Source organism: Amycolatopsis kentuckyensis, from assembly GCF_002155975.1.
Lineage (GTDB): Bacteria > Actinomycetota > Actinomycetes > Mycobacteriales > Pseudonocardiaceae > Amycolatopsis > Amycolatopsis kentuckyensis.
Map to the genome: position 1 here is coordinate 1 of NZ_MUMI01000206.1, position 25,086 is coordinate 25,086.

General features: G+C 71.1%; 25 protein-coding genes. 9 read left to right on the plus strand and 16 right to left on the minus strand.

Annotation, left to right across the window (positions count from 1 at the left end; genetic code table 11):
- The coding region (locus CCN39_RS20555; protein WP_143264092.1) for an aldehyde dehydrogenase family protein at positions 1-525 on the minus strand (525 nt) is incomplete at its 3' end.
- A gap of 166 nt (positions 526-691) precedes the next feature.
- On the opposite strand from CCN39_RS20555, the gene paaI reads away from it, so the two are divergent.
- The 3 genes from paaI to CCN39_RS20570 are packed head-to-tail and all read left to right on the plus strand — an operon-like array spanning position 692 to position 2,972.
- Positions 692-1,108, plus strand: coding sequence for a hydroxyphenylacetyl-CoA thioesterase PaaI (gene paaI / locus CCN39_RS20560; RefSeq protein ID WP_086844333.1), 417 nt, complete (start codon positions 692-694; stop codon positions 1,106-1,108).
- On the plus strand, positions 1,105-2,382 hold the full coding sequence (gene paaK, locus CCN39_RS20565; RefSeq protein ID WP_086844336.1) for a phenylacetate--CoA ligase PaaK: 1,278 nt from the start codon (positions 1,105-1,107) through the stop codon (positions 2,380-2,382). The genes paaI and paaK overlap by 4 nt, the downstream gene beginning before the upstream one ends.
- Complete coding sequence (locus tag CCN39_RS20570) at positions 2,379-2,972, plus strand: TetR/AcrR family transcriptional regulator (RefSeq protein WP_086844338.1); 594 nt, start codon at positions 2,379-2,381, stop codon at positions 2,970-2,972. The genes paaK and CCN39_RS20570 overlap by 4 nt, the downstream gene beginning before the upstream one ends.
- Before the next feature lie 42 nt (positions 2,973-3,014).
- Here the strand turns inward: CCN39_RS20570 and CCN39_RS20575 are convergent, their stop codons facing one another.
- Complete coding sequence (locus CCN39_RS20575) at positions 3,015-3,326, minus strand: hypothetical protein (RefSeq protein WP_086844340.1); 312 nt, start codon at positions 3,324-3,326, stop codon at positions 3,015-3,017.
- A gap of 193 nt (positions 3,327-3,519) precedes the next feature.
- On the opposite strand from CCN39_RS20575, the gene CCN39_RS20580 reads away from it, so the two are divergent.
- A complete protein-coding gene (locus CCN39_RS20580; protein WP_086844342.1) occupies positions 3,520-4,191 on the plus strand; it encodes a TetR/AcrR family transcriptional regulator in 672 nt (223 codons plus the stop codon).
- Here CCN39_RS20580 and CCN39_RS20585 read toward each other — a convergent pair.
- Positions 4,112-5,167, minus strand: a complete 1,056-nt coding sequence (locus tag CCN39_RS20585) for an AraC family transcriptional regulator (protein ID WP_086844345.1) — start codon at positions 5,165-5,167, stop codon at positions 4,112-4,114. The genes CCN39_RS20580 and CCN39_RS20585 overlap by 80 nt on opposite strands.
- An 80-nt stretch (positions 5,168-5,247) precedes the next feature.
- On the opposite strand from CCN39_RS20585, the gene CCN39_RS20590 reads away from it, so the two are divergent.
- Positions 5,248-6,342, plus strand: coding sequence for a winged helix DNA-binding domain-containing protein (locus CCN39_RS20590; protein WP_086844347.1), 1,095 nt, complete (start codon positions 5,248-5,250; stop codon positions 6,340-6,342).
- Here CCN39_RS20590 and CCN39_RS51810 read toward each other — a convergent pair.
- A complete protein-coding gene (locus CCN39_RS51810; RefSeq protein ID WP_086844349.1) occupies positions 6,320-7,003 on the minus strand; it encodes a barstar family protein in 684 nt (227 codons plus the stop codon). The genes CCN39_RS20590 and CCN39_RS51810 overlap by 23 nt on opposite strands.
- 87 nt (positions 7,004-7,090) lie before the next feature.
- On the opposite strand from CCN39_RS51810, the gene CCN39_RS20600 reads away from it, so the two are divergent.
- Positions 7,091-8,554, plus strand: a complete 1,464-nt coding sequence (locus tag CCN39_RS20600) for a flavin-containing monooxygenase (protein ID WP_086844351.1) — start codon at positions 7,091-7,093, stop codon at positions 8,552-8,554.
- Positions 8,554-10,212, plus strand: a complete 1,659-nt coding sequence (locus CCN39_RS20605) for a GMC oxidoreductase (protein WP_086844353.1) — start codon at positions 8,554-8,556, stop codon at positions 10,210-10,212. The genes CCN39_RS20600 and CCN39_RS20605 overlap by 1 nt, the downstream gene beginning before the upstream one ends.
- 12 nt (positions 10,213-10,224) lie before the next feature.
- Here CCN39_RS20605 and CCN39_RS20610 read toward each other — a convergent pair whose 3' ends face one another.
- Positions 10,225-11,559, minus strand: a complete 1,335-nt coding sequence (locus tag CCN39_RS20610) for a hypothetical protein (RefSeq protein WP_143264093.1) — start codon at positions 11,557-11,559, stop codon at positions 10,225-10,227.
- Between the two features lie 134 nt (positions 11,560-11,693).
- On the minus strand, positions 11,694-13,163 hold the full coding sequence (locus CCN39_RS20615; RefSeq protein WP_086844357.1) for a chitinase: 1,470 nt from the start codon (positions 13,161-13,163) through the stop codon (positions 11,694-11,696).
- Positions 13,164-13,307: 144 nt separating this feature from the next.
- On the opposite strand from CCN39_RS20615, the gene CCN39_RS20620 reads away from it, so the two are divergent.
- Positions 13,308-15,689 (plus strand): Tex family protein, encoded by a 2,382-nt coding sequence (locus tag CCN39_RS20620; RefSeq protein ID WP_086844360.1) that lies wholly within the window; start codon positions 13,308-13,310, stop codon positions 15,687-15,689.
- A 72-nt stretch (positions 15,690-15,761) separates the two neighbouring features.
- Here CCN39_RS20620 and CCN39_RS20625 read toward each other — a convergent pair whose 3' ends face one another.
- From CCN39_RS20625 to CCN39_RS20640, 4 genes are read right to left on the minus strand one after another with little or no spacing between them, the layout of a single operon-like run.
- Entirely contained in the window at positions 15,762-16,175 is a 414-nt protein-coding gene (locus tag CCN39_RS20625; RefSeq protein WP_086844362.1) for a hypothetical protein, read from the minus strand.
- A gap of 4 nt (positions 16,176-16,179) precedes the next feature.
- Positions 16,180-16,950, minus strand: a complete 771-nt coding sequence (locus CCN39_RS20630; protein WP_086844365.1) for a 2-keto-4-pentenoate hydratase — start codon at positions 16,948-16,950, stop codon at positions 16,180-16,182.
- Entirely contained in the window at positions 16,947-17,393 is a 447-nt protein-coding gene (locus CCN39_RS20635) for a nitroreductase family deazaflavin-dependent oxidoreductase (protein WP_208630280.1), read from the minus strand. Before CCN39_RS20635 ends, CCN39_RS20630 begins: the two co-directional genes overlap by 4 nt.
- Complete coding sequence (locus CCN39_RS20640) at positions 17,393-19,099, minus strand: acyl-CoA dehydrogenase family protein (protein ID WP_086844369.1); 1,707 nt, start codon at positions 19,097-19,099, stop codon at positions 17,393-17,395. The genes CCN39_RS20635 and CCN39_RS20640 overlap by 1 nt, the downstream gene beginning before the upstream one ends.
- A gap of 235 nt (positions 19,100-19,334) precedes the next feature.
- Here CCN39_RS20640 and CCN39_RS20645 point away from each other — a divergent pair, with 235 nt between their 5' ends.
- Positions 19,335-20,858 carry a DEAD/DEAH box helicase gene (locus CCN39_RS20645; RefSeq protein ID WP_086844370.1) on the plus strand — a complete coding sequence of 508 codons (1,524 nt, stop codon included), beginning with the start codon at positions 19,335-19,337 and terminating at the stop codon, positions 20,856-20,858.
- A gap of 296 nt (positions 20,859-21,154) precedes the next feature.
- On the opposite strand, the gene CCN39_RS20650 is transcribed toward CCN39_RS20645, so the two are convergent.
- The 6 genes from CCN39_RS20650 to CCN39_RS52915 all read right to left on the minus strand — a co-directional run bounded on the left by CCN39_RS20650 (position 21,155) and on the right by CCN39_RS52915 (position 25,068).
- Positions 21,155-21,532, minus strand: coding sequence for a DUF1761 domain-containing protein (locus CCN39_RS20650; protein WP_086844372.1), 378 nt, complete (start codon positions 21,530-21,532; stop codon positions 21,155-21,157).
- An 81-nt stretch (positions 21,533-21,613) separates the two neighbouring features.
- Entirely contained in the window at positions 21,614-22,498 is an 885-nt protein-coding gene (locus CCN39_RS20655) for an ABC transporter permease (RefSeq protein WP_086844374.1), read from the minus strand.
- The gene (locus CCN39_RS20660; protein ID WP_086844376.1) at positions 22,485-23,276 is read right to left on the minus strand and encodes an ABC transporter ATP-binding protein; all 792 of its coding nucleotides are present in this window, start codon (positions 23,274-23,276) and stop codon (positions 22,485-22,487) included. Before CCN39_RS20660 ends, CCN39_RS20655 begins: the two co-directional genes overlap by 14 nt.
- Positions 23,277-23,289: 13 nt before the next feature.
- A complete protein-coding gene (locus CCN39_RS20665; RefSeq protein WP_086844378.1) occupies positions 23,290-24,342 on the minus strand; it encodes an ABC transporter substrate-binding protein in 1,053 nt (350 codons plus the stop codon).
- A 194-nt stretch (positions 24,343-24,536) separates the two neighbouring features.
- Positions 24,537-24,791 carry a hypothetical protein gene (locus CCN39_RS52910; protein ID WP_353526848.1) on the minus strand — a complete coding sequence of 85 codons (255 nt, stop codon included), beginning with the start codon at positions 24,789-24,791 and terminating at the stop codon, positions 24,537-24,539.
- Between the two features lie 157 nt (positions 24,792-24,948).
- Complete coding sequence (locus CCN39_RS52915) at positions 24,949-25,068, minus strand: S-adenosylmethionine:tRNA ribosyltransferase-isomerase (RefSeq protein ID WP_353526849.1); 120 nt, start codon at positions 25,066-25,068, stop codon at positions 24,949-24,951.
- Positions 25,069-25,086: the final 18 nt, after the last annotated feature.

The following is a 25,086-nucleotide window of genomic DNA, read 5'->3' on the forward strand; positions in this document are numbered from 1 at the left end:
GCCGGCCAGGAACGCGGGCGCGAACTTCTCCAGCGGCCCCCAGACCGGGAAGTTGAAAGCGTTGATCTGGACGGCGACACCCCGCAGCGGCGTCGCGATGTGCTGCGCGACGAACGTGCCGCCGCGGGAGAGCGGCTCGACGTTGCCCTCGACGTAGACGGTGTCGTTCGGCAGCTCGCGCTTGCCCTTCGAGGCGTAGCTGAACAGCACGCCGATGCCGCCGTCGATGTCGAACTTCGAGTCACCGAGGGTGGCACCGGTCTTCGCCGAGAGCGCGTACAGCTCGTCGCGGTGCTCGCGCAGGTGCGAGGCCAGGGCCTTGAGCAGCGCCGCACGCTGGTGGAACGTCAGCTCCCGCAGCGCCGGGCCGCCCACGCGGCGGCCGTACTCCAGCGCGGCCGCGAAGTCGACCCCCGCCGACGAGATCCGGGCGACCTCCTCGCCGGTGGCCGCGTCGTGCAGCGGGACGCCCTCGTCCGCCGCCGTGTGCCAGCTCCCGGAGACGTAGCTGCGCAGCAGTGCCATCAGGTCCCTCTCGCCGAATTACCTACCGGACGTTCAGTTAATCGCATGGTAGCCGCCGGACCCGAAGATCGGAAGGGCCGGACGCTTGACACCGGCGCCGACCACTGCCTTTACTGAGCGGCACCGCGAGGTGACCGTCCATTCGGTCAGTGGGGACGGAGGGTGCATGACCAACGCCGCGCACACCATGTTCGCCGCCGACGAGGCGTCCCGCGCGCTGGGCATCGAACTCCTCGAAGCGAGCGACGGGCGGGCCGTGGCGACCATGACGATCACCCGCGCGATGGTCAACGGCCACGACATCGCCCACGGCGGGTACGTCTTCCTGCTGGCCGACACGACCTTCGCCTGCGCCTGCAACAGCCACGGCCCCGCGACGGTCGCTTCGGGCGCCGAAATCTCCTTCGTCGCGGCCGGCCGGCTCGGCGACCACCTCGTCGCCACGGCCACCGAGCGCACCCGCTACGGCCGCAACGGCATCTACGACGTCACGGTGCACCGGGAGACCCCCGCCGGGCCCGAGGTCGTCGCCGAATTCCGCGGGCGCAGCCGCGTCCTCTCCGCGAAACGGGACCGACCATGATCGAGACGGACATCGGCGCCGACGAGCTGGCCGCCCTCCAGCTGGAACGTCTGCAGTGGACACTCCGGCACGCCTACACGAACGTGCCCGCCTACACGCGGAAGTTCGACGAGGCCGGCGTCCACCCGGACGACTGCAAGGAACTGGCCGACCTGGCGAAGTTCCCGTTCACCACCAAGCAGGACCTGCGCGAGAACTACCCGTTCGGGATGTTCGCGGTGCCCCAGGACCAGGTGCGGCGCATCCACGCCTCCAGCGGCACCACCGGCAAGGCCACCGTCGTCGGGTACACCGAGCAGGACATCGACACCTGGGCGACGGTGATGGCCCGCTCGATCCACGCCGCGGGCGGGCGGCCGGGGCACAAGGTGCACGTCGCCTACGGCTACGGCCTGTTCACCGGCGGTCTCGGCGCGCACTACGGGGCCGAGAAGCTGGGCTGCACGGTGATCCCGGCGTCGGGCGGGATGACCGCGCGGCAGGTCCAGCTGATCACCGACTTCCGGCCCGAGGTCATCATGGTGACGCCGTCGTACATGCTGACGCTGCTCGACGAGTTCGAGCGCCAGGGTGTCGACCCGCGGGCCAGCTCGCTCAAGGTGGGCATCTTCGGCGCCGAGCCGTGGACCGAGCAGATGCGCGCCGAGATCGAGGAGCGGTTCGCGCTCGACGCCGTCGACATCTACGGGCTGTCGGAGGTGATGGGGCCGGGGGTCGCGCAGGAGTGCGTCGAGACGAAGGACGGCCTGCACGTCTGGGAGGACCACTTCTACCCCGAGGTGATCGACCCGTACTCCGAGGAGGTCCTCGGCGGCGGCCAGACCGGTGAGCTGGTGTTCACGTCGCTGACCAAGCAGGCCCTGCCGATCATCCGCTACCGCACCCGCGACCTGACCGAGCTGAACCCGGGGACCGCGCGGCCGGCGTTCCGGCGGATGGCCAAGGTGACCGGCCGGACCGACGACCTGATCATCCTGCGCGGGGTCAACGTCTTCCCGACGCAGATCGAGGAGATCGTGCTGCGGACGGCAGGGCTGAGCCCGCACTTCCAGCTCGTCCGGTCCACGCGCGGCCGGCTCGACCACCTGACCGTACGGGTGGAGGCGCGCCACGACGCTTCCGGCGACGACCGGGCGCGGGCGGCTGCGGAGCTGATCACCGGCGTGAAGGACGGCGTCGGCGTGACGGTGTCGGTGGACGTCGTCGACCCGGACACCCTGGAGCGGTCGATGGGCAAGATGCGGCGGATCGTGGACCAGCGGGACAAGCCGTGACGGCCCCGCGGCGCGGGCGGCCCGGCTACGACCTCGAATCGCTGCTGCAGGTGGCGGTGAAGCTGTTCAACGAGCGCGGCTACGACGGCACGAGCATGGAGGACCTCTCCCGCAAGCTCGGCATCACGAAGTCGGCGATCTACCACCACGTGCCGAGCAAGGAGGAGCTGCTGCGGCTGGCGGTGGACCGCGCGCTGGACGGGCTGTTCGAAGTGGCGTCGGAGACGGCTCAGCTCGACGGGCGCGCGATCGACCGGCTGGAGCACCTGGTGCGCGGCAGCGTGCTGGTGCTGGCGGACCGGCTGCCGTTCGTGACGCTGTTGCTGCGGGTGCGCGGCAACACGAAGGTGGAGCGGGCGGCCCTGGCCCGCCGTCGCGAGTTCGACCGGCTGGTGACGGACCTGGTGAAGCAGGCGGAGGCGGAGGGCGACGTCCGGCCGGACGTGGACCCGGCGGTGACCGCGCGGCTGGTGTTCGGCATGGTGAACTCGCTGATCGAGTGGTACCGGCCGAGGCGCGGTTCGTCGGCGGCCGAGGTGGCGGACGCGGTGTGCAAGGTGGCCTTCGAGGGGCTGCGCACCGGGTCGTGAGTGGTGAGGAGGGTTCCCACCCTCGTTACCCCTCACGAGCGGTCAGTCCTCCGCGTTCTGCGGCGGCCGGCCTGCCTGCCACAGCAACGCCTCCCGCAGCTGGCCGATCAGCCGCTCGTCGTCCGCTTCGGACGGATCGATCCCCAGCGGGATCCAGCGCTCCGAGACCTTCTCGCCCCGGTCGTAACTGGAAATCACGATTCCCGAGTACGACAGCGAAGCCTCGTCCGCGCAGTCGCCGTCCGGAAGGGGCTCGTCCGCTTCGAAACCTTCGTCGAAGCTGACGTGGCGATGCTGCAGGCGGACGCTCACCCAGCGCCCGGCCGGCCGGATCGGCGCGCCTTCTTCGTTCATCTGCTCCTACCCCCGGTCCGGGCCCCCTGCCGTCTCGTCGCATCCGGGTGCCGGGAAGTTACCGGCCGGTTGTTCCGGTTGCGTAACGACAAAGGTTGGCCCGAAACACCGCATCGCCGCCACCGGAGTCACTCTTTTGACGACGGGTCAACTACTTGTTGACAGCGTGCCGATCCCCCGCGAGGCTGAGCGGATGACCAGTGGGACCCGGCCCCGGCGCCGCCGGCTCGAACCCGCCGAACGGCGTGCGGAGATCCTCGCCGCCGCCCGGCACCTGTTCGGGGCGGGCAGCTACGCCTCGGTGTCCACTTCGGACATCGCCGAGGCCGCCGGGGTGGCGCGCCCGCTGATCAACCACTACTTCGGCGGGAAGCGCGAGCTGTACCTGGAAGTGGTGCGGCAGCTGATGATCGTGCCCGCGCCGGTCACCGAAGCGCTGCCGGACACCACGATGGAGCAGCGGCTGTCGATCGGCGTCGAACGCTGGATCGAGGTCGTGGACCGCAACCGCGACGCCTGGCTGACCGTGATCGGGCCCGAGGCGGCGGGGCGGGACCCCGAAATCGAGCGGATCATGCTGGAGGCCGACGAGATCGCCGCCGACCGCGTCCTCGAAGCCGCGCTGATGACCGGCGTGACCGAGGGCCGCGAAGAACTGCGCGCGATGATCCGCTCGTTCGGCGGGATGCTGCGCGCGGCGTCGCGGGAGTGGCTGATCCGCGGCACGCTGGACCGCGCGGCCCTGCGCACCTTCCTCACCGATGCGCTCCTCAACCTGCTGAAGATCACCTACCCGGCGGTCCTCGCCGAGCGGCGCGGAAGCGACGGGCGAACGCCGCCGGCGTCATCCCGGTCCAGCGCTTGAACGCGTGGATGAAGCTCGACGCCTCGGCGTACCCGAGCCGGTAGGCGACGTCCTCGACCGACAGCACGCCGGTGTCGAGGAGCTCTTCGGCGAGCGTCTGGCGGACCTCGTCGACCAGCGCCCGGTAGCTCGTGCCGGCTTCGGTCAGGCGGCGGCGCAGGGTCCGCGTGCTGAGGGTCAGCTGACGGGCGATCTCGTCCATCCCGGCGTCGACGCCACCGAGCCGGACCAGCCGTTCCCGCACCTGCTGCGAAATGCCCGAGCGCAGCCGCCGTCGCGCGACGAGCGCTTCGCACTGCGCGGCGCACAGGGCGACGGTCTGGTCGTTGGCCTGCGGCAGCGGCCGGCTCAGCAGCGCCGGGTCGAGCGTCGCGCGGCAGGCGTCGGCACCGAAGCGCGGCCGCACGCCGAACGCGGGCAGGTACTCCTCCGGAGTGGACGTTTCGTGCCGGAACGTCAGCTCGTCCAGCGCGATCTCGGGCAGGAGGTCGCGCATGACGGCGAAGATCGCGGCCAGGTCGCGCAGGACGAGGAAGCGGGCGACGTCGGCGGGCACGCGGCTGTCGTCGAGCTCGAGGGTCAGCCGGTCGGCGCCGAGGACGACGTGCGGGATGCAGAACGCGAAGCTCAGGTCGAAGTAGCGCAGGGCGAACAGCATCGCGTCGCGCAGCGTCGGGCTGCTGATGCAGGCGAAGCCGAAGATGCCGAAGGTGGTGACGCGGTAGCGGCGCCCCAGCGCCAGCGCCGTCGCGTCGGATCCGTCCAGGCCGGCCAGCGCCCGGACGACAGCCAGTTCCTGACGCGCGTCGACCTGCACGGAGGGGTCGGCGAGCAGCTCCGGCGTCAGCGTGGTCGCGGCCAGGAGCCGCCCGGCGGGCAGGCCGCGCTCGGCGGCGAAGCGCGTCATCAGCTCGATGCTCGCGGTGCCGCGGGGGAAGTCCCAGTCCCCGACGGCGGGCGCGGCGAGCTCGGCCATGGCCGGAATTCTGGATCACGCCCGGAGAACGTGTCCAATCGAGGACGGAAACTGTCCTGGGTGATCGTTAGGGTGACGGCGTGCAGACCTTGAGCCGACGCGCCCTGAACCGGGCCACCCTGGAACGCCAGCTGCTGCTGCGCCGGGCGAAGATGTCCGCCTTCGACGCGGTGGAGCACCTGGCCGGGCTCCAGGCGCAGGCGCCGTTCCCGCCGTACTTCGGGCTGTGGTCGCGGTTGGCGGGGTTCCGGCCGGCGGAGCTCGTGGAGCTCCTGGAAAGCCGGCGGGTGGTGCGGATCGCGCTGATGCGCGGCACCGTCCACCTGGTGACGGCGGCGGACGCGCTGGCGTGGCGGCCCGTGGTCCAGGGGATCTACGACCGCGACCTCAAGCAGAACGCCCAGCACGCCCGCGCGCTGGCCGGGCTCGACCACGACGAGGTCGCCGAGGCCGCGCGGAAGCTGCTCCTCCACGGCCCGATGCCGGGGAACGCGCTGGGTGCCGAGCTGGCACGCAGCTGGGACGTCCCGCCGTCCTCGCTGACGCACCTGGCCCGGGGCCGGCTGCCGCTGGTGCAGACCCCGCCGCGGGCGATCTGGGGCAAGGCCGGGCAGACGACGTACGCGTGCCTGGACGACTGGGTGGGCGCTCCGCTGCCGCCGCCCGCGCCGGCGGAGCTGATCGCGCGGTACCTGCGCGCGTTCGGCCCGGCCACGGTGGCGGACGTGCAGGCGTGGGCCGGCATCACCCGGCTGGGCGAGGTGGCGGCCGGGATGGACCTGCGGCGCTACCGCGGCCCGGACGGCCGCGAGCTGCTGGACCTGCCGGAGCTGACGCTGCCCGGCGAGGACGTCCCGGCACCACCGCGGCTGCTCGGCCCCTTCGACCAGATGATCCTCTCCTACGCGGACCGGACACGGGTCATCTCGGACGCCTACCGCAAGCGCGTGATCTCGCACAACGGCCTGGTCAAGGGCACCTTGCTGGTCGGCGGGCAGGTGTGCGGCTTCTGGGAGATCAAGGCGGCCAAGAAGGCCGCGGTGATCGAGCTGTCGCCGTTCGAGAAGCTGCCGAAGCGGGACCTGGCGGCGCTGGAGAAGTCGGCGGCCGAGCTGGTCGAGTGGGCGGAAGCGGGTGCGGAAACCCACGAAGTCAGGGTCTTGCCCGTAGCGTGACGCCGGCCTGGTCGAAGACTTCGCGGACGTGCGGCACCTCGGGTCCCACGACGGTGAACGGCGGAGTCGCGCCGAAGCCACCTCGCAGGCAGTCGGCGAGTGCGTCGAGGTTCCACCCGAAGTAGCCACCCGGGCCGTTGACCGCTTCGCCGAGCGCGCAGTAGTAGCTCTTGGTGTCGGTGACGTGCGTACCGTCGAGCCGGTAGGTCCGGCCCGACGGCCGGTCGGGGCCCTCGGCGCGGTGGTGTGCCACCGCGGCCCGCAGCCATTCGACGCGGTCGTGGCCGGCCCAGAGGTTCTTCGCCTGCGGACGCCCGGCCGACCACAGCTGCCAGATCGGCTCGGCGGCCGGCGACGGCGGGTCGTGCAAGGGCTCCCGCAACACGAGGTCGGCGTGGTGGGCGCCGCGCAGCGACCATTCGGCGAGGTCAAATCGGACCAGGCTCAGTTCGGTTTCGATCCCGAAGCGGTCGACGGCGGCGAAGACGAACAACGCAGGCGGGATCTTCCGCCCGGTCCGCAGCCGTTCGCCGAGGTCGTCCGGCAGGGTGCAGTCCCACAGCCGGAGCGGCTCCCCCGCCGGCCCGGTGAACACGCCCTCGGCGGCCACGCACGGGATACGCCGCTCCCCGTCGTCCTCGACCAGCACGTAGCGCGGCACCTCAGCACCCTACTCTGGCCGGAAATCTCGATTGAGTGACCGTTCGTGGCCTGTTGTCACAGGCCCGGAGTCCGTAGCTTTTCGGGCATGACTGGTTCGGCGAAGGGGCCGTCGGTGCTGATCGCGGGCACCGGGTTCGGCGGCATCGGGACGGCGATCGAACTCAAGCGCGCGGGGTTCGGCGACTTCACGATCCTGGAGAGCGCCGACGGACCCGGCGGCGTCTGGCGGGACAACACCTACCCGGGCGCCGCGTGCGACATCCCGTCGCCGCTGTACTCCTTCTCCTTCGAGCCCAACCCGCGGTGGCCGAAGCGGTTCTCCCACCAGCCCGACATCCTCGCCTACCTGCGGCGCGTCATCGCGAAGTACCGCCTGGAACCGCACATCCGGTACCGCACCGAGGTCACCGCGGCCGCGTTCGACGAAGACCGCGGACTCTGGCGCGTCGAGACGAAGAACGGGGAGACGTTCGAGGCGAACGTCTTCGTGCCGGCCGTCGGCCAGCTGTCGCGCCCGGTGCTGCCGGACATCCCGAACCGGGAAAGCTTCGCCGGCGACGCCTTCCACTCGGCCCGCTGGGACCACGACGTCGACCTGACCGGCAAGCGCGTCGCCGTCATCGGGACCGGCGCCAGCGCCGTGCAGTTCGTGCCGGAGCTGCGGAAACGCGCCCAGCACGTCACGGTCTTCCAGCGCACGCCGCCGTACGTCATGGCGAAGTCCGATCCGAGCTACCGGCGGTGGCAGCACTGGCTGTTCGAGCACCTGCCGCCGACCCAGCTGCTCGGCCGGCTGCGGATCTTCCTGCTCGCCGAGTACGCCACGTACGCGATGACGCACCACCCGGCGCTGGCGAAGATGTTCGAGCTGCGGACCGCGCAGCTGCGGCGCCGCCACATCAAGGACCCGGAGCTGCGGGCCAAGCTCACGCCGGCCTATCCCCTGGGCTGCAAGCGGATCCTCTTCACCAACGACTACCTGCCCGCGCTCGCCCAGCCGGACGCCGACGTCGAGACGCGGCGGATCGCCGAGATCACCGAGAAGGGCGTCCGGGTCGAGGACGGGACCGAGATCGAGGCGGACGTGCTGATCTACGGCACCGGCTTCGCCGCGACGCAGTTCCTCGGCCGGATGACGGTCCGCGGCCTCGGCGGGCGGACCCTGGACGACGAGTGGTCCGGCGGCGCACGGGCGTACCTGGGCATGACCGTGCCCGGCTTCCCCAACCTGTTCTGCGTCTACGGGCCCAACACGAACCTCGGTGCCGGGTCCATCATCTACATGATCGAGCGGCAGGCCCGCTACATCCGCCAGGCGGTCGAGCGGCTCGCGCGGCCCGGCGTGTCCTATCTGGACGTGCGGCCGGAGGTCGAAGAGCGGTACGACCGGGAAGTGCAGCGGCGGCTGGGCCGCAGCGTGTGGAGCGCCTGCACGAGCTGGTACCGGCAGGCGGACGGCCGGGTGACGACCAACTGGCCCGGGCTGGTCACCGAGTACGACCGCCGGACGCGGCGCTTCGACGTCGCCGACTACCGGGTGGCGGGCTGATGGACTACGACGTCCTGGTCATCGGTTCGGGGTTCGGCGGCAGCGTCACGGCACTGCGGCTGACCGAGAAGGGCTACCGCGTCGGCGTGCTGGAGACCGGCCGCCGGTTCGCCGACGACGAGTTCGCGAAGACGTCGTGGCGGGTGCGGAAGTACCTGTGGGCGCCCGCGCTGGGCTGCTTCGGCATCCAGCGCCTGACGCTGCTGAAGAACACGTTCGTGATGAGCGGCTCCGGCGTCGGCGGGGGTTCGCTGGTGTACGCGAACACCCTGTACGAGCCCCCGGACGGCTTCTACGCCGATCCGCAGTGGGCGCACATCACGGACTGGAAGGCCGAGCTGGCGCCGTACTACGACCAGGCGAAGCGGATGCTCGGCGTGGTCGAGAACCCGGCGACGACGGCCGCGGACCGGGTGCTGCGTTCGGTGGCCGAGGACATGGGCATCGGGCACACCTACCGGCGCACGCCCGTCGGTGTCTACTTCGGACAGTCCGGGGTGGACCCGTTCTTCGGCGGCGCCGGTCCCCTGCGTGCTTCCTGCACGCAGTGCGGCGAGTGCATGACCGGGTGCCGGGTCGGGGCGAAGAACACGACCGTGAAGAACTACCTGTACCTGGCCGAGCGGGCGGGCGCCGTGGTGCACCCCCTGACGACCGCGGTGACGGTCCGGCCGGTCGACGGCGGGTACGCGGTCGACACGCGGCGCACGGGTGGCCTTTCCCGCCGGACGTTCACCGCGTCGCAGGTGGTGTTCTCCGCGGCCGCCCTGGGCACGCAACGGCTGCTGCACCGGATGCGCGACACGGGAACCCTGCCTTCGCTGTCGCCCCGGCTCGGGCTCCTGGCCCGCACGAACTCGGAGGCGGTGCTGGCGGCCCGGTCGTTGCGGACGGACACGGACTACTCGCGGGGGGTCGCGATCACGTCGTCGATCCACCCGGACGCGGTGACGCACGTGGAGCCGGTGCGGTACGGGCGCGGCAGCAACCTGATGGGCCTGCTGGCGACGGTGCTGGTGGACGCGGTCCCGGGGCGCCGTCGCTGGGTGCTGGGGCTGCGCGAGCTGTGGCGGTCCCGCCGCGACCTGCTGCGGATCCACAGCCCGCGGCACTGGTCGGAGCGGATGATCGGGCTGCTGGTGATGCAGACGCTGGACAATTCGGTGACGACGTACACCAAGCGCGGGCTGTTCGGCCGCCGCATGACGACCAAGCAGGGGTCGGGCGCCCCTTCGCCGGACTGGATCCCGGCCGGGCACGAGGTGACGCGCCGGGTGGCCGCGAAGATCGGCGGCCTGCCCCAGGGCGCGTGGACGGACCTGGCGAACATCCCGATCACGGGCCACTTCATCGGCGGCTGCGCGATCGGGGATGCTCCCGAAACCGGCGTGGTCGACCCGTACCAGCGGCTGTACGGCCACCCGGGCCTGCACGTGGTGGACGGCTCGGCGATCTCGGCCAACCTGGGCGTGAACCCGTCGCTGACGATCACCGCCCAGGCCGAGCGGGCGATGGCGTTCTGGCCGAACCGCGGGGACGCGGATCCGCGGCCGCCGCTGGGTGAGCCGTACCAGCGGGTGGCGGCGGTGGCACCTCGACGTCCGGTCGTGCCGCCGGAGGCGCCGGCCGCCCTGCGGCTGCCGTTGACGCCCCGCTGACGTCGGAAGACGTCAGCGTCCCCACGAGGCCGGGCCGCTCGAAGTGAGCAGTACTCGCTGCGCCACGAACCGGATGAGCGCCAGGTCGTGCGCGAGAAGCTTGGACTCGGGCCCGAAGGGGCGTAGCGGCTCCCCGCGGCCGTTGCCGCCGTCCTTGCCGTGCACGATGCGGCAACGCAGGTCGTAGATGCGATCGGACACCTGCTCCACCTGGGTTGCGCCGGGTTCCTTCGGTTTCACCGTTCGCACATCGGCTATCCGCTTGCTGTCCGACATGGCCGCGGCGCCAAGAGGATGGGCTTCGAGGTACTGAGTGAGAACACCCGGCTCGAGACACCGGAGGACCGTCGCCTTCAGCTGTTCACGCTCGTTGCTCGACGTCCGGCTCCGGTCGACGAGCATCTCGATCACGCGGCCCAGCGCGGCTTCGTCGTTGTAGTCGAATCGAGGATCCCTCAGCACATCCCGCAGCTTGTACACCGAGGCCTGCCGCGCGTACTGCGGCATGAAGAACTCGAGGACCTGGTAGTAAGCGAGGTACTCCAGCAGGGGAACCTGCCCCAGGGAGCGTGCGTACAAGTACAACGACGCGGCGTCGTCGTTGTGCACCAGCTCGGGAAACCGGGGTGGAGTGGTCAGTGCTCGCTCATCGTCGGTCCGCTCGTTCGCGAACTCCTTCATGACGTCCTTTTTGAGCCTGAAGGCAACTCCGTAGCTCATGTCCAGATCGATGAAGAACGACGTGGAGATCTCGCGAAGCAAGCGGAGCGCGTCATCGTGCCGCGCTGTCGTGGTACCGGTCAGCACCACCGACCACAAGTGCGGACGCGCGCTACAGGCGATGCGCAACGCGACTGGCGGTGGTTTCTGAACCACGATCGAGAGCCCTTCGACCGATCGATGATCAACCTGGAACCTCTGCGGCTTGCGAATGCCGGATTTCGATTCCCAGTCGTCGATGGGAACCAGGTCCGGATCTTCCTCGGAGATGTCCCGCGTCCCCGGGACCGGCCCGCTCAGCAAGCCGAAACCGTCGGAACGGCGGTCCAGAACGGCCATGATCCGGTCCGATGACCGATCCAGGATCGCGTCGTAGTCTCCCAGGAACGTCCACCGCGCGAAATCGACCCGCTCCCATTTGGGTGCGTCGTCCTCGGAAATGGTCACTTTCCGGTACGCCCGCCCGGCCGGGAAGTCGACCCGGAGGTAGAACGGCCCTTCCTGCTCCTTCGAGCTCGGGTTCAGCCACCGTGTCCAAGCGGCCTTGATCCCGGCGGCGGACGCCCGCTCGGCAATCCTCTTCAGCGCGGGGCTCGGCTCGTCCGACGTCGCGTTCTCAGCAGTCACGTCGGACAACCCTGGCACAGTCCCGCACCTCAGTTGAGGCCCGGACGTGTGATCGTGGCGTAGCCGGCTGCCATTGACGCCCCGCTGAACGGCCCTCCCGGACCGCGCCGCCGGGAGGGCCGTTCAGCGCACGGTCAGGGCAGGCCCGCGAGCCCGGCCGACACCGTGTTGGCGAACGCGTACCCCTGCGACGCGTCCCAGTTGATCGACCACGTCATCGCGCCGCGGATCGACGGGTACGTCGCCGACGGCTTGAAGCTGCCGCAGGACGTGCCGCGGGCCAGGCAGTTCAGTGCCGAGACCGTGTTGGCCGGGGCCTGGTAGCCGCCACCCGCCGCTTGCGGGGACGCCGGGAGGCCGAGGCCGACCTGGTCCGCGCGCAGGCCGCCCTGGAGCTGGATGCAGGCCAGCGCCGTCAGGAAGTCGACCGTTCCCTGCGAATAGACGTTGCCGTTGCAGCCGTTCATCGAACCGGAGTTGTAGTACTGCATGTTGACGATCGTCAGGATGTCCTTGATGTTCAGCGCCAGCTGGAAGTAGCCGCCGGCCGTGGACTGCATGTCGATCGTCTGCGGGGCCATCGTGATGACCTTGCCGCCGCCGTTGTAGATGCTGCGCAGCGCCTGGCCCATGTACGTGGCGTTGATGCCGTTCTCGAGGTCGATGTCGACGCCGTCGAAGCCGTAGTTCGCGATCAGCGACTTGATGCTGTTCGCGAAGTTGGTGGCCGAGTTCGAGTCGGCGACGCTGATCGTGCCGTTCTGGCCGCCGACCGAGATGATCACCTTCTGGCCGCGGGCCTGCACCGTCTTGACGTCGGCCTTGAACTGGGCGTCCGTGTAGCCGCCGAGCTGCGAGGACAGGCCCGAGTCGAGCGTGAAGCTCACCGCGCCCGGTGTTCCCGTCGCGTCCGCGAACGACACCGCGATGATGTTGTACTTCGTCGGCACGTCGGCGAGCTTCAGCGCCTTGGCGCCGTTGTAGAAGTTCTGCCAGTAGCCGGTCAGGACGTGCTTCGGCAGGTCACCCTGCGTGGGCGGCGTCGTCGTGGTGGTCGTCGGCGGGGTGGTTGTGGTGGTCGGGGTGGTCGGCGTGGCCGGCGTCGTCGTCGGCGGGGTGCCGGGGCCGTCGAGGCTGACGTCGTCGGCGTAGTACGCCGGCTGGCCGTACCAGCCGTGCAGGTACACCGTCAGCGACGTGCTCGCGCCGGTCGTGAAGCTCAGCGACAGCTGCTGGTAGCCGCTGGTGCCGGGCGTCCACGTGCTGGTCGTCGCCGAGCCGGAGACGCCCAGGTAGACGTAGCTGCCCTGGACCCACGCCGACAGCTTGTACGCCGTGTTCGCCGAGACGGTGAGCGTCTGCGAGCACTGGGCGTTGTCCGACGACGACGGCGTCGCGTTCAGGGCCCGGCTGCCGCCGTGCACCGGCGAGCTCACCGCGGCCGACGCGCCGGTGCACGTCCAGCCCGTGGTGCCGGCTTCGAAGCCGGGGTTGGCCAGGATGTTCGCCGCCGAAGCGCTGCCGGCGAGCACGAAGGTCACACCGAGAGACAACGCAACCACGGAAAGTAAGGAGAGCAGAGCGAAGCGAACCTTGGGGACCACGGGACCTCCACGAACACGAGTGAGGCAGGTCACCACAAAGTGGACTAGACCAATCTGATTGTCAAGCAGCCCCATCCGAAAGTCGGGGCGGCGGAAACGGCAGAATGAGACGATCGGAACCAGGCGAAGCAGGAGCGTGTTGCAGTGAGCGTGTCGGTCGAGCAGAAGATCGCCGAAGAACTGGGCGTGCGCGAAGGACAGGTCAAGGCCGCCGTCGAGCTGCTCGACGGCGGTTCGACCGTGCCGTTCATCGCCCGTTACCGCAAGGAAGTCACCGGCATGCTCGACGACGCGCAGCTGCGCACGCTCGAAGAGCGGCTGCGCTACCTGCGGGAACTCGACGAGCGCCGGCTCGCCGTGCTCGAGTCCATCCGCAGCCAGGGCAAGCTCGACGAGGCCCTCGAGGCGTCGATCCTGGCGGCGGACACGAAGTCGCGGCTGGAGGACATCTACCTCCCGTACAAGCCGAAGCGCCGCACGAAGGCCATGATCGCGCGCGAAGCGGGTCTCGAGCCGCTGGCCGACGGCCTGCTGAACGACCCGACGACCGACCCGCAGGCCGCGGCCGCGGTGTTCGTCGACGCGGACAAGGGCGTCGCGGACGCGCAGGCCGCCCTCGACGGCGCCCGCGCGATCCTCGTCGAGCGCTTCGCCGAGGACGCCGACCTGATCGGCGAGCTGCGCGAGAAGATGTGGGGCCAGGGCCACCTGGTCGCCAAGGTCCGGTCCGGCAAGGAGGAGGAAGGCGCGAAGTTCTCCGACTACTTCGACTTCTCCGAGCCCTACACCAAGCTCCCCTCGCACCGGATCCTCGCGATGCTGCGCGGCGAGAAGGAGGAGGTCCTCGACCTCACCATGTCGCCGGACGAGCCGTCCGACGAGCCGCAGGTCGGGCCGACCGACTACGAGCAGCGCATCGCCGCGAAGTTCGGCATCGCCCAGCAGGGCCGCCCGGGCGACAAGTGGCTCGGCGACACCGTGCGCTGGGCGTGGCGCACCAAGATCCTCCTGCACCTGGGCATCGACCTGCGGATGCGGCTGCGCCAGGCGGCCGAGGACGACGCCGTGCGCGTGTTCGCGGCCAACCTGCGCGACCTGCTGCTGGCCGCGCCGGCCGGCACCCGCGCCACCATGGGCCTCGACCCGGGCTTCCGCACCGGCGTCAAGGTGGCGGTCGTGGACGCGACCGGCAAGGTCGTCGACACCCACGTCATCTACCCGCACCAGCCGGCGAACAAGTGGGACCAGTCGATCGCCGAGCTGGCGGCGCTGGCGGCGCGGCACAAGGTGGACCTGATCTCGATCGGCAACGGGACGGCGTCGCGCGAGACGGACAAGCTCGCCCAGGAGCTGATCAAGAAGCACCCGGAACTGAAGCTGACGAAGGCCGTCGTCTCCGAGGCGGGCGCTTCGGTGTACTCGGCGTCGGCGTTCGCTTCGCAGGAACTGCCGAACATGGACGTCTCGCTGCGCGGCGCGGTCTCGATCGCCCGGCGGCTGCAGGACCCCCTGGCCGAGCTGGTGAAGATCGACCCGAAGTCGATCGGCGTCGGGCAGTACCAGCACGACCTGTCCGAGGTTTCGCTGTCGCGCTCGCTCGACGCGGTGGTCGAGGACTGCGTGAACGCGGTCGGCGTGGACGTCAACACGGCGTCGGCGCCGCTGCTGACCCGGGTTTCGGGCATCACGACGGGCCTGGCGGAGAACATCGTGGCCCACCGCGACACGAACGGCCCGTTCCGCTCCCGGATGGCGCTGAAGGAGGTCGCGCGCCTCGGCCCGAAGGCGTTCGAGCAGTGCGCGGGCTTCCTCCGCATCCCGGACGGCGACGACCCGCTCGACTCGTCGGCGGTGCACCCGGAGGCGTACCCGGTGGTCCGGCGGATCCTGTCGAAGACAGGCACGGACATCCGCGCCCTGATCGGCAACTCCCGGACGCTGTCGTCGCTGCGCCCCGACGAGTTCGTGGACGAGACGTTCGGTCTCCCGACGGTGACGGACATCCTGTCGGAGCTCGACAAGCCGGGCCGCGACCCCCGCCCGGCCTTCAAGACGGCGACGTTCGCCGAGGGCGTGGACAAGATCGGCGACCTCAAGCCGGGCATGCGCCTGGAGGGCGTGGTGACGAACGTGGCGGCGTTCGGCGCGTTCATCGACGTCGGCGTGCACCAGGACGGCCTGGCCCACGTTTCGGCGCTGTCGAAGAACTTCGTGAAGGACCCGCGGGAGGTCGTGAAGCCCGGGGACATCGTGAAGGTGAAGGTCCTCGACGTCGACGTGCCGCGCAAGCGCATCTCGCTGACGCTGCGCCTGGACGACGAGCCGGGCGCCGGGGCTTCCCGCGGCGGCGGTGGCGGCGGCGAGCGCCGGGACCGCGGTCAGGGCGGTCAGGGTGGCCAGGGTCAGCGCCGTGGTGGCGGCGGTGGCGACCGGCGCGGCGGAAGCGGTGGCGGCGGCCGCGGAGGCAACTCCGGTGGCAGCGGCTCCATGGCTGACGCGCTTCGCCGGGCCGGTTTCGGCAAGTAGCCGCTCCCGACGCGGTGCATGACTCGGCCAGGTCGCCGGACGAGTCATGCACCGCGTCCCGGCGAACCGGGCCTATTTCAGCGAGAACAGGCCCACCGCCAGCAGCCCCACCGGAACCACGGCGGCGGCCGCGCTGATCACCCCGGTGCCGCCGCGCCATCCCACCGGCGACGCGTCCAGCACCAGCCGCCGCACCAAGGCCGCCTCCACCACCGCCGTCAGCAGGAACCCCAGGCCCACGCTGAAGATCGCCGCCGCGCCGACGAACAGCAGGCCCGATGTCGAGGCCGCGCCCAACGGCGCCGCCACCTCCCAGCGCACCACGCCCGCGGCCGCCGCCAGCAGGGCCAGCAGCAGCACGAACGCCACCAGGAAGCCGATGCGCGCCGTCATCGGGTGGGGGCCGCGCGCGAAGAGCCAGAAGCCCGCGTCGAGCGCCGCCACCACCAGCGCCAGCACGACGAAACCCGCACGGAAAGTCAGCACCTGATCACTCTAGCGACGTGAAACTCGCTTCCACACTGCCCAGCGCGCCGAAGTCCGCCACCACGTGGCCGCCCGCGTGGATCGGGCACGGTGGCGTGGCCGTTCCGGTCGTCACCACGTCGCCCGGGCGCAGCGCGAGGCCGTGGCGGGGCAGCTCCATCGCCAGCCAGTGCAGCGCCAGGCGCGGGTCGCCGAGGACCAGGCTGCCGCTGCCGCGGGAGAACTCCGCGCCGTCCGCGTGGAGGACCACCCGGCTGCGGGGCAGGTCGACGTCGCGCCAGCCCGGCACCGGGCGGCCCTCGACGAACCGGCCCGAGCACGCCGCGTCGGCCAGGAGCTGCGGGCCGCCCGCGTGGCGGTGGTCGGTGTAGCGGCTGTCCGGCAGCTCGATCGCCAGGAACATCGTGTCGACCGCGTCGAGCACCGCGGCCAGCGACGGCGACAGTCCCGGGCCGGCCTTGAGCCGGAAGGCGAACTCCGGTTCGGCCACGCCCATCGTCATCGTGTCCGCCGGGACCGGGGCCCCCTCGACGTGGTGGAACCGCTCGAACATCGCGCCCGGCAGCGGCCCGGGCACGCCGAGGTACTGCCGGGCGTACACGGTGGTCGCGCCGATCTTCCAGCCGGACACCGGCCCGGCCCGCTCCGCGAGCGCCGCCTGCGCCGCCATGCCCTCGGCGAAGTCGCGCGGGCGGGCGTCGTCCGGGAGGCCCTCCAGCCGCTTGCCGGTCAGCCACGCGTCCCAGATCAGCTCCGCCGCCCGCTCTCGGTTCACGCCCGCGATCTTGCCAACCGGAACACCGGGTGTCGATCGGCTTCCGCGGCGAACTCTTCGGGCGGGCCGGTCAGCTTCGCGTCGAAGAACGGCGCCGTCACCGGGATCTTGCGGACGTAGGCGCGCAGCACCCTGCCCGCCGTGGCGGCGTCGGGCTCCTCGACGTCCCACGTCTCGCGCCGCCGGCCGCGCCAGAGCCGGGCGGTGGGGTCGGCGCGCAGGTTGTGCACCCAGCCGACCCGCCCGTACGGCGACACCAGCCAGCGCTCGCCGCCGACCTCGATGACGTTGACCGGCGTGGTCCGGTCCTCGCCGCTCTTGCGCCCGCGCGTGGTCAGCAGGAACCCGGTGCCGCCGTTGACCGGGATCCCGCGTTCCAGCAACGCCTTCACGACCACGTTCGCGGCTTTCCGCGTCACGCCCAGCCGGTACTTCCGCGCCATCACGGGTGCATAGCGTAGACCCCGGACAGCGCCCGCACCCGCGCCCAGACGTTCTCGAACCGCGCGGCGTCGACCACCGGCTTCCGCAGGGCGGCCAGGGCGATCGCCTGCTGGGCCCCGGTCGAGCTCGCCTTGCCGTGGAGGTCCACCGCCGCGACGCTGAAGTCCTGCACCAGCACCGCGAAGACCTGGTCGACGACCTCGTCGTCCAGGCCGGTGATCCGGGCCTGTTCCAGGACGAGCTGGCCGTACACGATCAGCGTGAACAGCTCGGTCAGCGCGAGCCCGAAGTCGAGGTCGGCCTGCTGCGCCTCGTCCGGCGCCGCCTCGGTGAGCAGCTTGACCAGGTAGCCCGCCTGCTCGGTGAACAGCGCGACGTTCGGGATGTGCGCGGCTTCGGCGTAGGCGGCCTTCCAGTCGTGGAACCGGACCTTCGACAGGCCGCGCGCCGGGCCCTGGCGGAAGAGGAACTCGTCGTCCGCGGCGTCGGTGCGGGTCGGCACCGGCGGGTACTCCTGCGGCGCGAACAGGTAGTTCGGCATGAACTTCGCGATCAGCGCCAGGTTGACGGCCACCGTGCCCTCGAGCTTCGGGAGGCCGTCGATGTCGTTCTTGGACATCGCCAGGTAGGTGTCGGCCTCGAAGCCCTTGGCCGCCACGACGTCGGCGACCAGGCCGATCACCTTCTGCGCCTCGGTGGTCACCTTCATCTTGGTGATCGGGTTGAACAGCAGGTAGCGGCGGTCGTCGGCGTTCGCGCTGCGGAAGTAGTCGACGGCGCGGTCGGAGAACAGCTTCATCGCGGTCAGCCGCGCGTAGGCCTCGACGAACTCGCGGCGGACGTGCGGGAAGTCCGTCACGGGCTTGCCGTAGAGGACGCGGTTGTGCGCGTGCGTGATGGCTTCGTACAGCGAGTGCGTCGCCATGCCGATGCCGCCGAAGCAGAGGTTGAACTTGCCGATGTTGACGGTGTTCAGCGCGGCGCTGAAGGCCTCGGCGCCGACGTGCAGGATGTCCTCGGCGCGCACCGGGTAGTCCTCGAGGCGGAACTCGGCGACGTACATCTGCGACGGCACGACGTTCTTCACGACGTGGTAGTTCGGGTGCTCGGCGTCGGCGTAGAAGAAGACGTACTGGTCCGGGCCTTCGACGCCGTCGATCCGGCCGAAGACCGACACCGTGCGCGCGCAGTTGCCGTTGCCGATGTAGTACTTGGAGCCGGTCGCGCGGTAGCCGTCGCCGTCCTTGGTGAGCACCATGTCGGACGAGTAGATGTCGGCGCCGTGGTCCTTTTCGGACAGTCCGAAGGCGCCGACTCCCCCGGCGTCGAGGGCGGCCGCCGCGCGCTCGCGGGCTTCCGCGTTCGCGCTCTGCCACACCGGGCCGAGGCCGAGGATCGTGACCTGCCACGGGTACCAGTAGTTGAGGCCGTAGAAGCCGAGGATCTCCGACAGCGCGGCGACGCGGCTGGTGTCCCAGCGCTTGTCGGGGTGGCCGCCGGCGTTCGCGGCCGGCGTCAGGAAGGTCGCGAACAGGCCTTCCTTGCCCGCGAACTCGATGAAGTCCGCGTAGAAGGTGCGGTTGTGGTAGTCCTCGGTCAGCTTCGCCTTGCCGCGCTGCTCGAACCAGTCGATGGTGGCGCGCAGCAGGCGCCGGGTCTCGGCGTCGAAGTGCGCCGGGTCGTACTCGCGCGGGTTCAGCAGCATGGTGGTCCTCCTCGATTACCGACCGGTAACTTAGCAAGGCGCTCCGACTGCGGGCAATCTCACTGGGGGTACGTCACCCTCTCCCGCTATACTGATCATGCGGGCCGCTCAGTTCTGCCTCGGCCCGCTGCTGTTGTCGACTACCACGCGCCGCGGCCGTTGACCGGTCTGCGCCGGGCAGGACAACCCTTCTCAGGTTACGGAGACCAGGGCACCCGCGTGCCCGCATGCACTTATGAGCACTTTCGCTGAACTCGGCCTGCCCACCCCGCTGGTGGCCGCGCTGGCCTCACAGGGCGTCACCGAGCCCTTCCCCATCCAGGCGGCGACCCTGCCGCACACCCTCGCCGGACGCGACGTGCTGGGGCGCGGCCGCACCGGCTCCGGCAAGACGTACGGCTTCGTGCTGCCCGTGCTGACCCGCCTCGCCGCGGGCCCGACGCGGCGCAAGCCGGGCCGTCCCCGCGCGCTGATCCTGGCGCCGACCCGCGAGCTCGCGACGCAGATCGAGGCGTCCATCCTGCCCCTGGCCAAGCCGCTGGGCCTGAAGACGACGACCATCTTCGGCGGCGTCTCGGCGAACCCGCAGATCACGCGGCTGCGTGACGGCGTCGACATCGTCGTCGCCTGCCCCGGCCGGCTCGCCGACCACATGCGCTCCGGGCACGTGAAGCTCGACGCCATCGAGATCACCGTGCTGGACGAGGCCGACCACATGGCCGACCTGGGCTTCCTGCCCGAGGTCCGCCGGATCATGGACGCCACGCCGTCCCGCGGCCAGCGGCTGCTGTTCTCGGCGACCCTGGACAACGGCGTGGACGTGCTGGTCAAGCGCTTCATGAACGACCCGGTCACGCACAGCGTCGACTCGGCGCAGTCGCCGGTGTCGACGATGGAGCACCACGTCCTGCACCTGGAGGAGACCCACCGGCTGCCGGTGCTGGTCGACCTCACCGCGGCCCCGGGCCGCACGCTGGTCTTCACCCGGACGAAGAGCCGCGCGAAGGCGCTGACGCGCAAGCTGGTGGCGTCGGGCGTCCCGGCGGTGGAGCTGCACGGCAACCTGGGCCAGAACGCCCGGACGCGCAACCTCGAAGCGTTCTCGTCGGGCACCGCGAAGACGCTGGTCGCGACGGACATCGCGGCGCGCGGCATCCACGTCGACGACGTCCGGCTGGTCATCCACGCCGACCCGCCGGTGGAGCACAAGGCGTACCTGCACCGCTCGGGCCGCACGGCCCGCGCGGGCGCGTCGGGCACGGTGGTGACGCTGATGACCGACGCACAGGTCCGCGACGTGCGCGACCTGACCCGCAAGGCGGGCATCAAGCCGACGACGACCCAGCTCGGCCCGGGTCACCCGCTGCTGGCGGAGCTGGCCCCGGGCGAGCGGACGTTCTCGAAGGCGCCGGCGGTGGACAACCGGCCGAAGAAGGTGTCGGCCACGGGCGCGGCACCGGGTGGCGGCCGCGGTCGCCGGGGTGGCCCTGCCACGCCGAAGGAGAACCGCGGTGGCCAGCGTTCGCGGGCGGGTGGGCAGCCCCGGCGTGACGACGCGAAGCCGGAGTCCGGTCGCCGCACGTCCGGAGGCGGCGGCCGCCGGTCGGGCGCCCCGGCCGGTGCGGCCAAGACGGGCGGCAGCGGCCGTTCCGGCGGCAGCGGCCGGTCCGCCGGCGCGGCGGGCGACCGCCGCTCGGGCTCGGGCGGGGCGGCGGCCTTCTCGTCCGGCACCCGGGCCGGCTCCCGCCGCACACGCTGATTCCCGGCCGACCGGGCCCCGGCACGCTTTAGCCGGGCCCGGTCGGCGCCGGGATGACCAAGCACCGCCCACGGGGGCGGACGGGTCAAGCCACGGGGGCGGACAGGCCAAGACCGGCCCCGACCGGTAAGCCATCAGACCGACCCGGCCAGGCAACTCGGCCCCAGCCGATAAACCATCAGACCGACCCGGTCAGGCAACTCGGCCCCAGCCGATAAGCCATCAGACCGACCCGGCCAGGCAACTCGGCCCCAGCCGATAAACCATCAGGCCGATCCGGCCGGGCAACACCGCCCTCAGCGCCACACCCCCAGCAGGACCGCCACGACCGCGACCTTCACCAGCCAGTCGCCCGCGTGCAACGCCGCCAGGCCCACCGCGACCCGCTCGTGCAGGACCGATCCCGCGAGGATCACCACCGGGAACCCCGCCCACACCAGCAGCGCCAGGCCGAGCGCTCCGGGGACACCTTCGACGCCGACGGCCGCGGCCAGCAGCGCGAACGCCGTGACCAGCACCACCGTCCGCGCGAACTCCGCGCCCACCCGCCACGGTGACGGCCGGGCCGCCGCGCCCGCCGGGCTCAGCCGGGCCCAGACCCGGCCGAACCCCAGGTACCAGGCCGAACTCACCACGAACGCCGCCACCGACGCCGTCAGCACCGCGATCACCATTGCCCGCTCCTTCGCTCGAGGAATCCGAAGGAGACGTCGACACCGGTGCACCGGCTTCGACATCCGGGCGCGAAAAAACCGCTACAGCGACGAAGTCAGGCCGCGGGCCCGCAGCACCGCGCGCTCCAGCGGGCGGAACACCACCAGCTCGATCCCCACGCCGACCAGCAGGATCAGGAAGATCGCCGCGATCACCGTCTCCATGCTGTTGAACGACGAGCCCTGGTTCAGGTACGCGCCGAGGCCGATGCCGAGCTGCGGGGACAGCGCGATCAGCTCCGCCGCCATCAGCGAGCGCCACGAGAACGCCCAGCCCTGCTTCAGCCCGGCCAGGAAACCGGGCAGCGCCGCCGGCAACAGGATGTGGCGGGCCGACGACAGCCGGTTCGCGCCCATCACCTGGCCCACGCGCGGGAGGATCGGGGGGATCTGGTCGATGCCGGACACCAGGCCGTTCGCGATCGACGGCACCGAGCCGAGCAGCACCACGAAGTAGATCGCCGCGTCGTTGATCCCGAACCACAGGATCGCGGCCGGCACCCAGGCCACCGACGGGAGGCTCTGCAGCCCGGTCAGCAGCGGGCCGATCGCCGCCCGGACCACGCGGACCTTCGCCACGACCAGGCCGAGCGGCGTGCCGATGAGCACGCCGGCGAGGAAGCCGAGGGCCGCGCGGTGGACCGACGTCCAGACGAAGCCGAACACCTTGCCGTCGACGACGATGCCCCAGAACTCGTTCCACACCGCCAGCGGTGCGGGCAGCTGCGTCTCGGGCCAGAACGCCGCGGCCCAGAGGACCTGCCAGAGAACGATCAGCAGGACCAGCGCGCCCATCGGGGGCAGGAAACCCCAGGCGAACCGCTTCCAGAAGCTCGGGCGGCGGTCGCCGACCGGGGCGTCGAGCGAATCCAGTCCGGCGCCGACCCGGTCCAGGTCGGCTTCGGCGGACCGGTCAAGCTGCGGCATGGGTGCTGATCACCTCGCGCAGGTGCCCGGTGATTTCCTCGGTCAGCTCCTCGGCGTCGGCCAGCGGCACGTCCGTCCACTGGCGCACGACCCGCCCGGGCCGCGACGACAGCAGCACCACGCGCTGGCCGAGCCGGACCGCTTCGCGCACGTCGTGCGTCACGAACAGCACGGACGTGCCCGTGCTGCGGTAGACGCGCAGCAGCTCGCCCTGCAGGACGTCGCGGGTGATGGCGTCGAGCGCGGCGAACGGCTCGTCCATCAGCAGCAGCGACTGCTCCGGGTCGCCGCCCACGCGCAGCGTGGCGGCCAGGGCGCGGGCCAGCGCGACGCGCTGCCGCATCCCGCCGGACAGCTCGTGCGGCCGCTTGCCGCCCGCGCCGTTCAGCCGGACCAGGTCCAGCAGCTCGGCGGCCTTTTCGCGGCGCTCGGCGCGGCCGAAGCCGGCCAGCCGCAGCGGCAGCTCGACGTTGCGGGCCGCGGTCAGCCACGGCATCAGCGCGGCTTCCTGGAACATCACCGCGGGCCGGGAGGTGTTCAGCGTGATCTCCCCCGCCGACGGCGCGTCGAGGCCCGCGACCAGGTTCAGCAGCGTGCTCTTGCCGCAGCCGGACGCGCCGAGCAGGCAGACGAACTCGCCGGGCGCGACCGTCAGGTCCACGCCGTCGAGCGCCACGACCGCGCGGCCGGCGGTGCCGAACGTCTTGCGCACGCCGTCGAGACGCACCGCGGTCGCGCCGGTGAAACTGGCCCGGCCGGTCGGGAGGGTGGTGGTCATCGCTGGCTGCCTCTCACTTGGTCAGTTCGGGAGCTACGACGGCGGGCTGGTTCTGCGCCTTCAGCACCTCGTTGAGCGCGCCGAAGTCGGCGAAGCCCTTGAGCGCGACGGCCGACTTCACGACCCCTGCGGTGACGGAGTCCTGCGCGAGCTGCGGGAACGCCGACGCGACCGGGTCGGTCGTCAGTTCGATGCCGGAGAACGCGCGGTCCAGGACCGCTGCGCTCAGGGTACTGCCGGCCAGCTCCTTGAGCGCACCGTTGACGACGGTCTTCGCGTCCGCCGGGTTGGCCTTCGCCCAGTCGATCGCGGCGAGCTCGCCCTTGAGCAGCGCGCGGACGGTGTCCGGGTGCTGCTGCAGGAACTCGCTGCGGACGATCACGACGGTGGACGGGAAGCGCCCGCCCGGCCACAGCGTCTTCTCGTCGACCAGGACCTTCGCGCCGGCGTCGAGGACCAGCCGGGACGCCCACGGCTCGGGCAGCCAGCCGCCGTCGACCTCGCCCTTCTTGAAGGCGTCGAACGTCTTCGGGTTTTCCAGGTTGGTGATCTTGACCTGATCGGTCAGCTGCTTTTCGGACAGGAACTTCTTGAGCGCGACGTCCTGGGTGTTGGCCAGCTGCGGCGTGGCGATGTTCTTGCCCTTGAGCTGATCGACGCCGGTGATGTCCGGCTTGACGACCAGCTGCGCACCGCCGGAGACGGCACCGGAGACCAGCTGGATGGCGCCCTTGGACTTGGTGAAGGCGTTGATCGCCGGGCCGGAGCCGATGAAGGCGACGTCGAGGGAGTTGCCCAGCAGGGCGTTGACCTCTTCGGGCCCGGCGTTGAAGGTCTGGGTGGTGAGCTTGGTCGAGCCGAGCTCACCGGCGAAGAAGCCCTTCTTGACCCCGATCAGCGCGGGCGCGTGCGTGACGTTCGGGAAGAACCCGACCCGAACCTCGCCGGCGGCGCCCTGATCGGCGGCGGGTGCGGCGCTGCTGTCGGCGCGCGAACAGCCGGCGAGCACGCCCACGACGGTCAGGGCGGCCAGCGCCGAGGCCAGGATTCTTCGAGGGGTGCGCACGTCAGCATCGCCTTTCGTCGGTGTCCGGGGGGAGGTTCGCACGGTCACCCACTCAGGCGCATAGCCATCCGCATCCCGGGACATCCGGTGAGATTTCTTGACATCGCCGTCGGCCGCCGCTAGCCGTCCGGGCGAACCACCGCCGCTGGCGGCGCTCGGTTCGAAGAAAGTGCCATAACGGGCAACCGTCGGCGTCACCCGGACGTGGTATCTGGTGACCACGGATTTCGGGAGGAAGACATGACGAGCAGGGGCCAGGGAGCCGCCGGCGTCCGCGTGGCGCTGGTCGTGTTGTTCATCGGGCTGGGCCAGGCGTCGTTCGAGTGGCTCAGGTCACTGGGGATGGACGCGCTGACCAGCGCCGTCGTCTGGGCGATCCCGGTCGTCACGGGGGCGGCGGTGGCGCTGGTGCTGTGGGTGGCGTCGGACCGGGCGTTCCTGCTGCGCAACTGGCTGCCGGTGGCGATGTCGATCCCGGTGTACCTGGGCGGCGCGTTCGGCCTGGTGACGGCGACGGCGAGCCTGGTGGCGTCGATCGTCAGCGGGATCGGGCTGGGGATCGCGGCGGTGCGGGAGCGGTACCTGTGGCACGAGTTCGGCGACGTGTCACTCCTGCTCCGCCGCGTCGTAGGCCCGCTGAACGACCTCCGCCCCGGCCAACGCCTCCAGCAGCAACAGGTTCGAGGCCTCCGGGGCGTGCAATCCCGTGACGATCCCGTCCACCACCCGCGCCGGGCGGTCCGG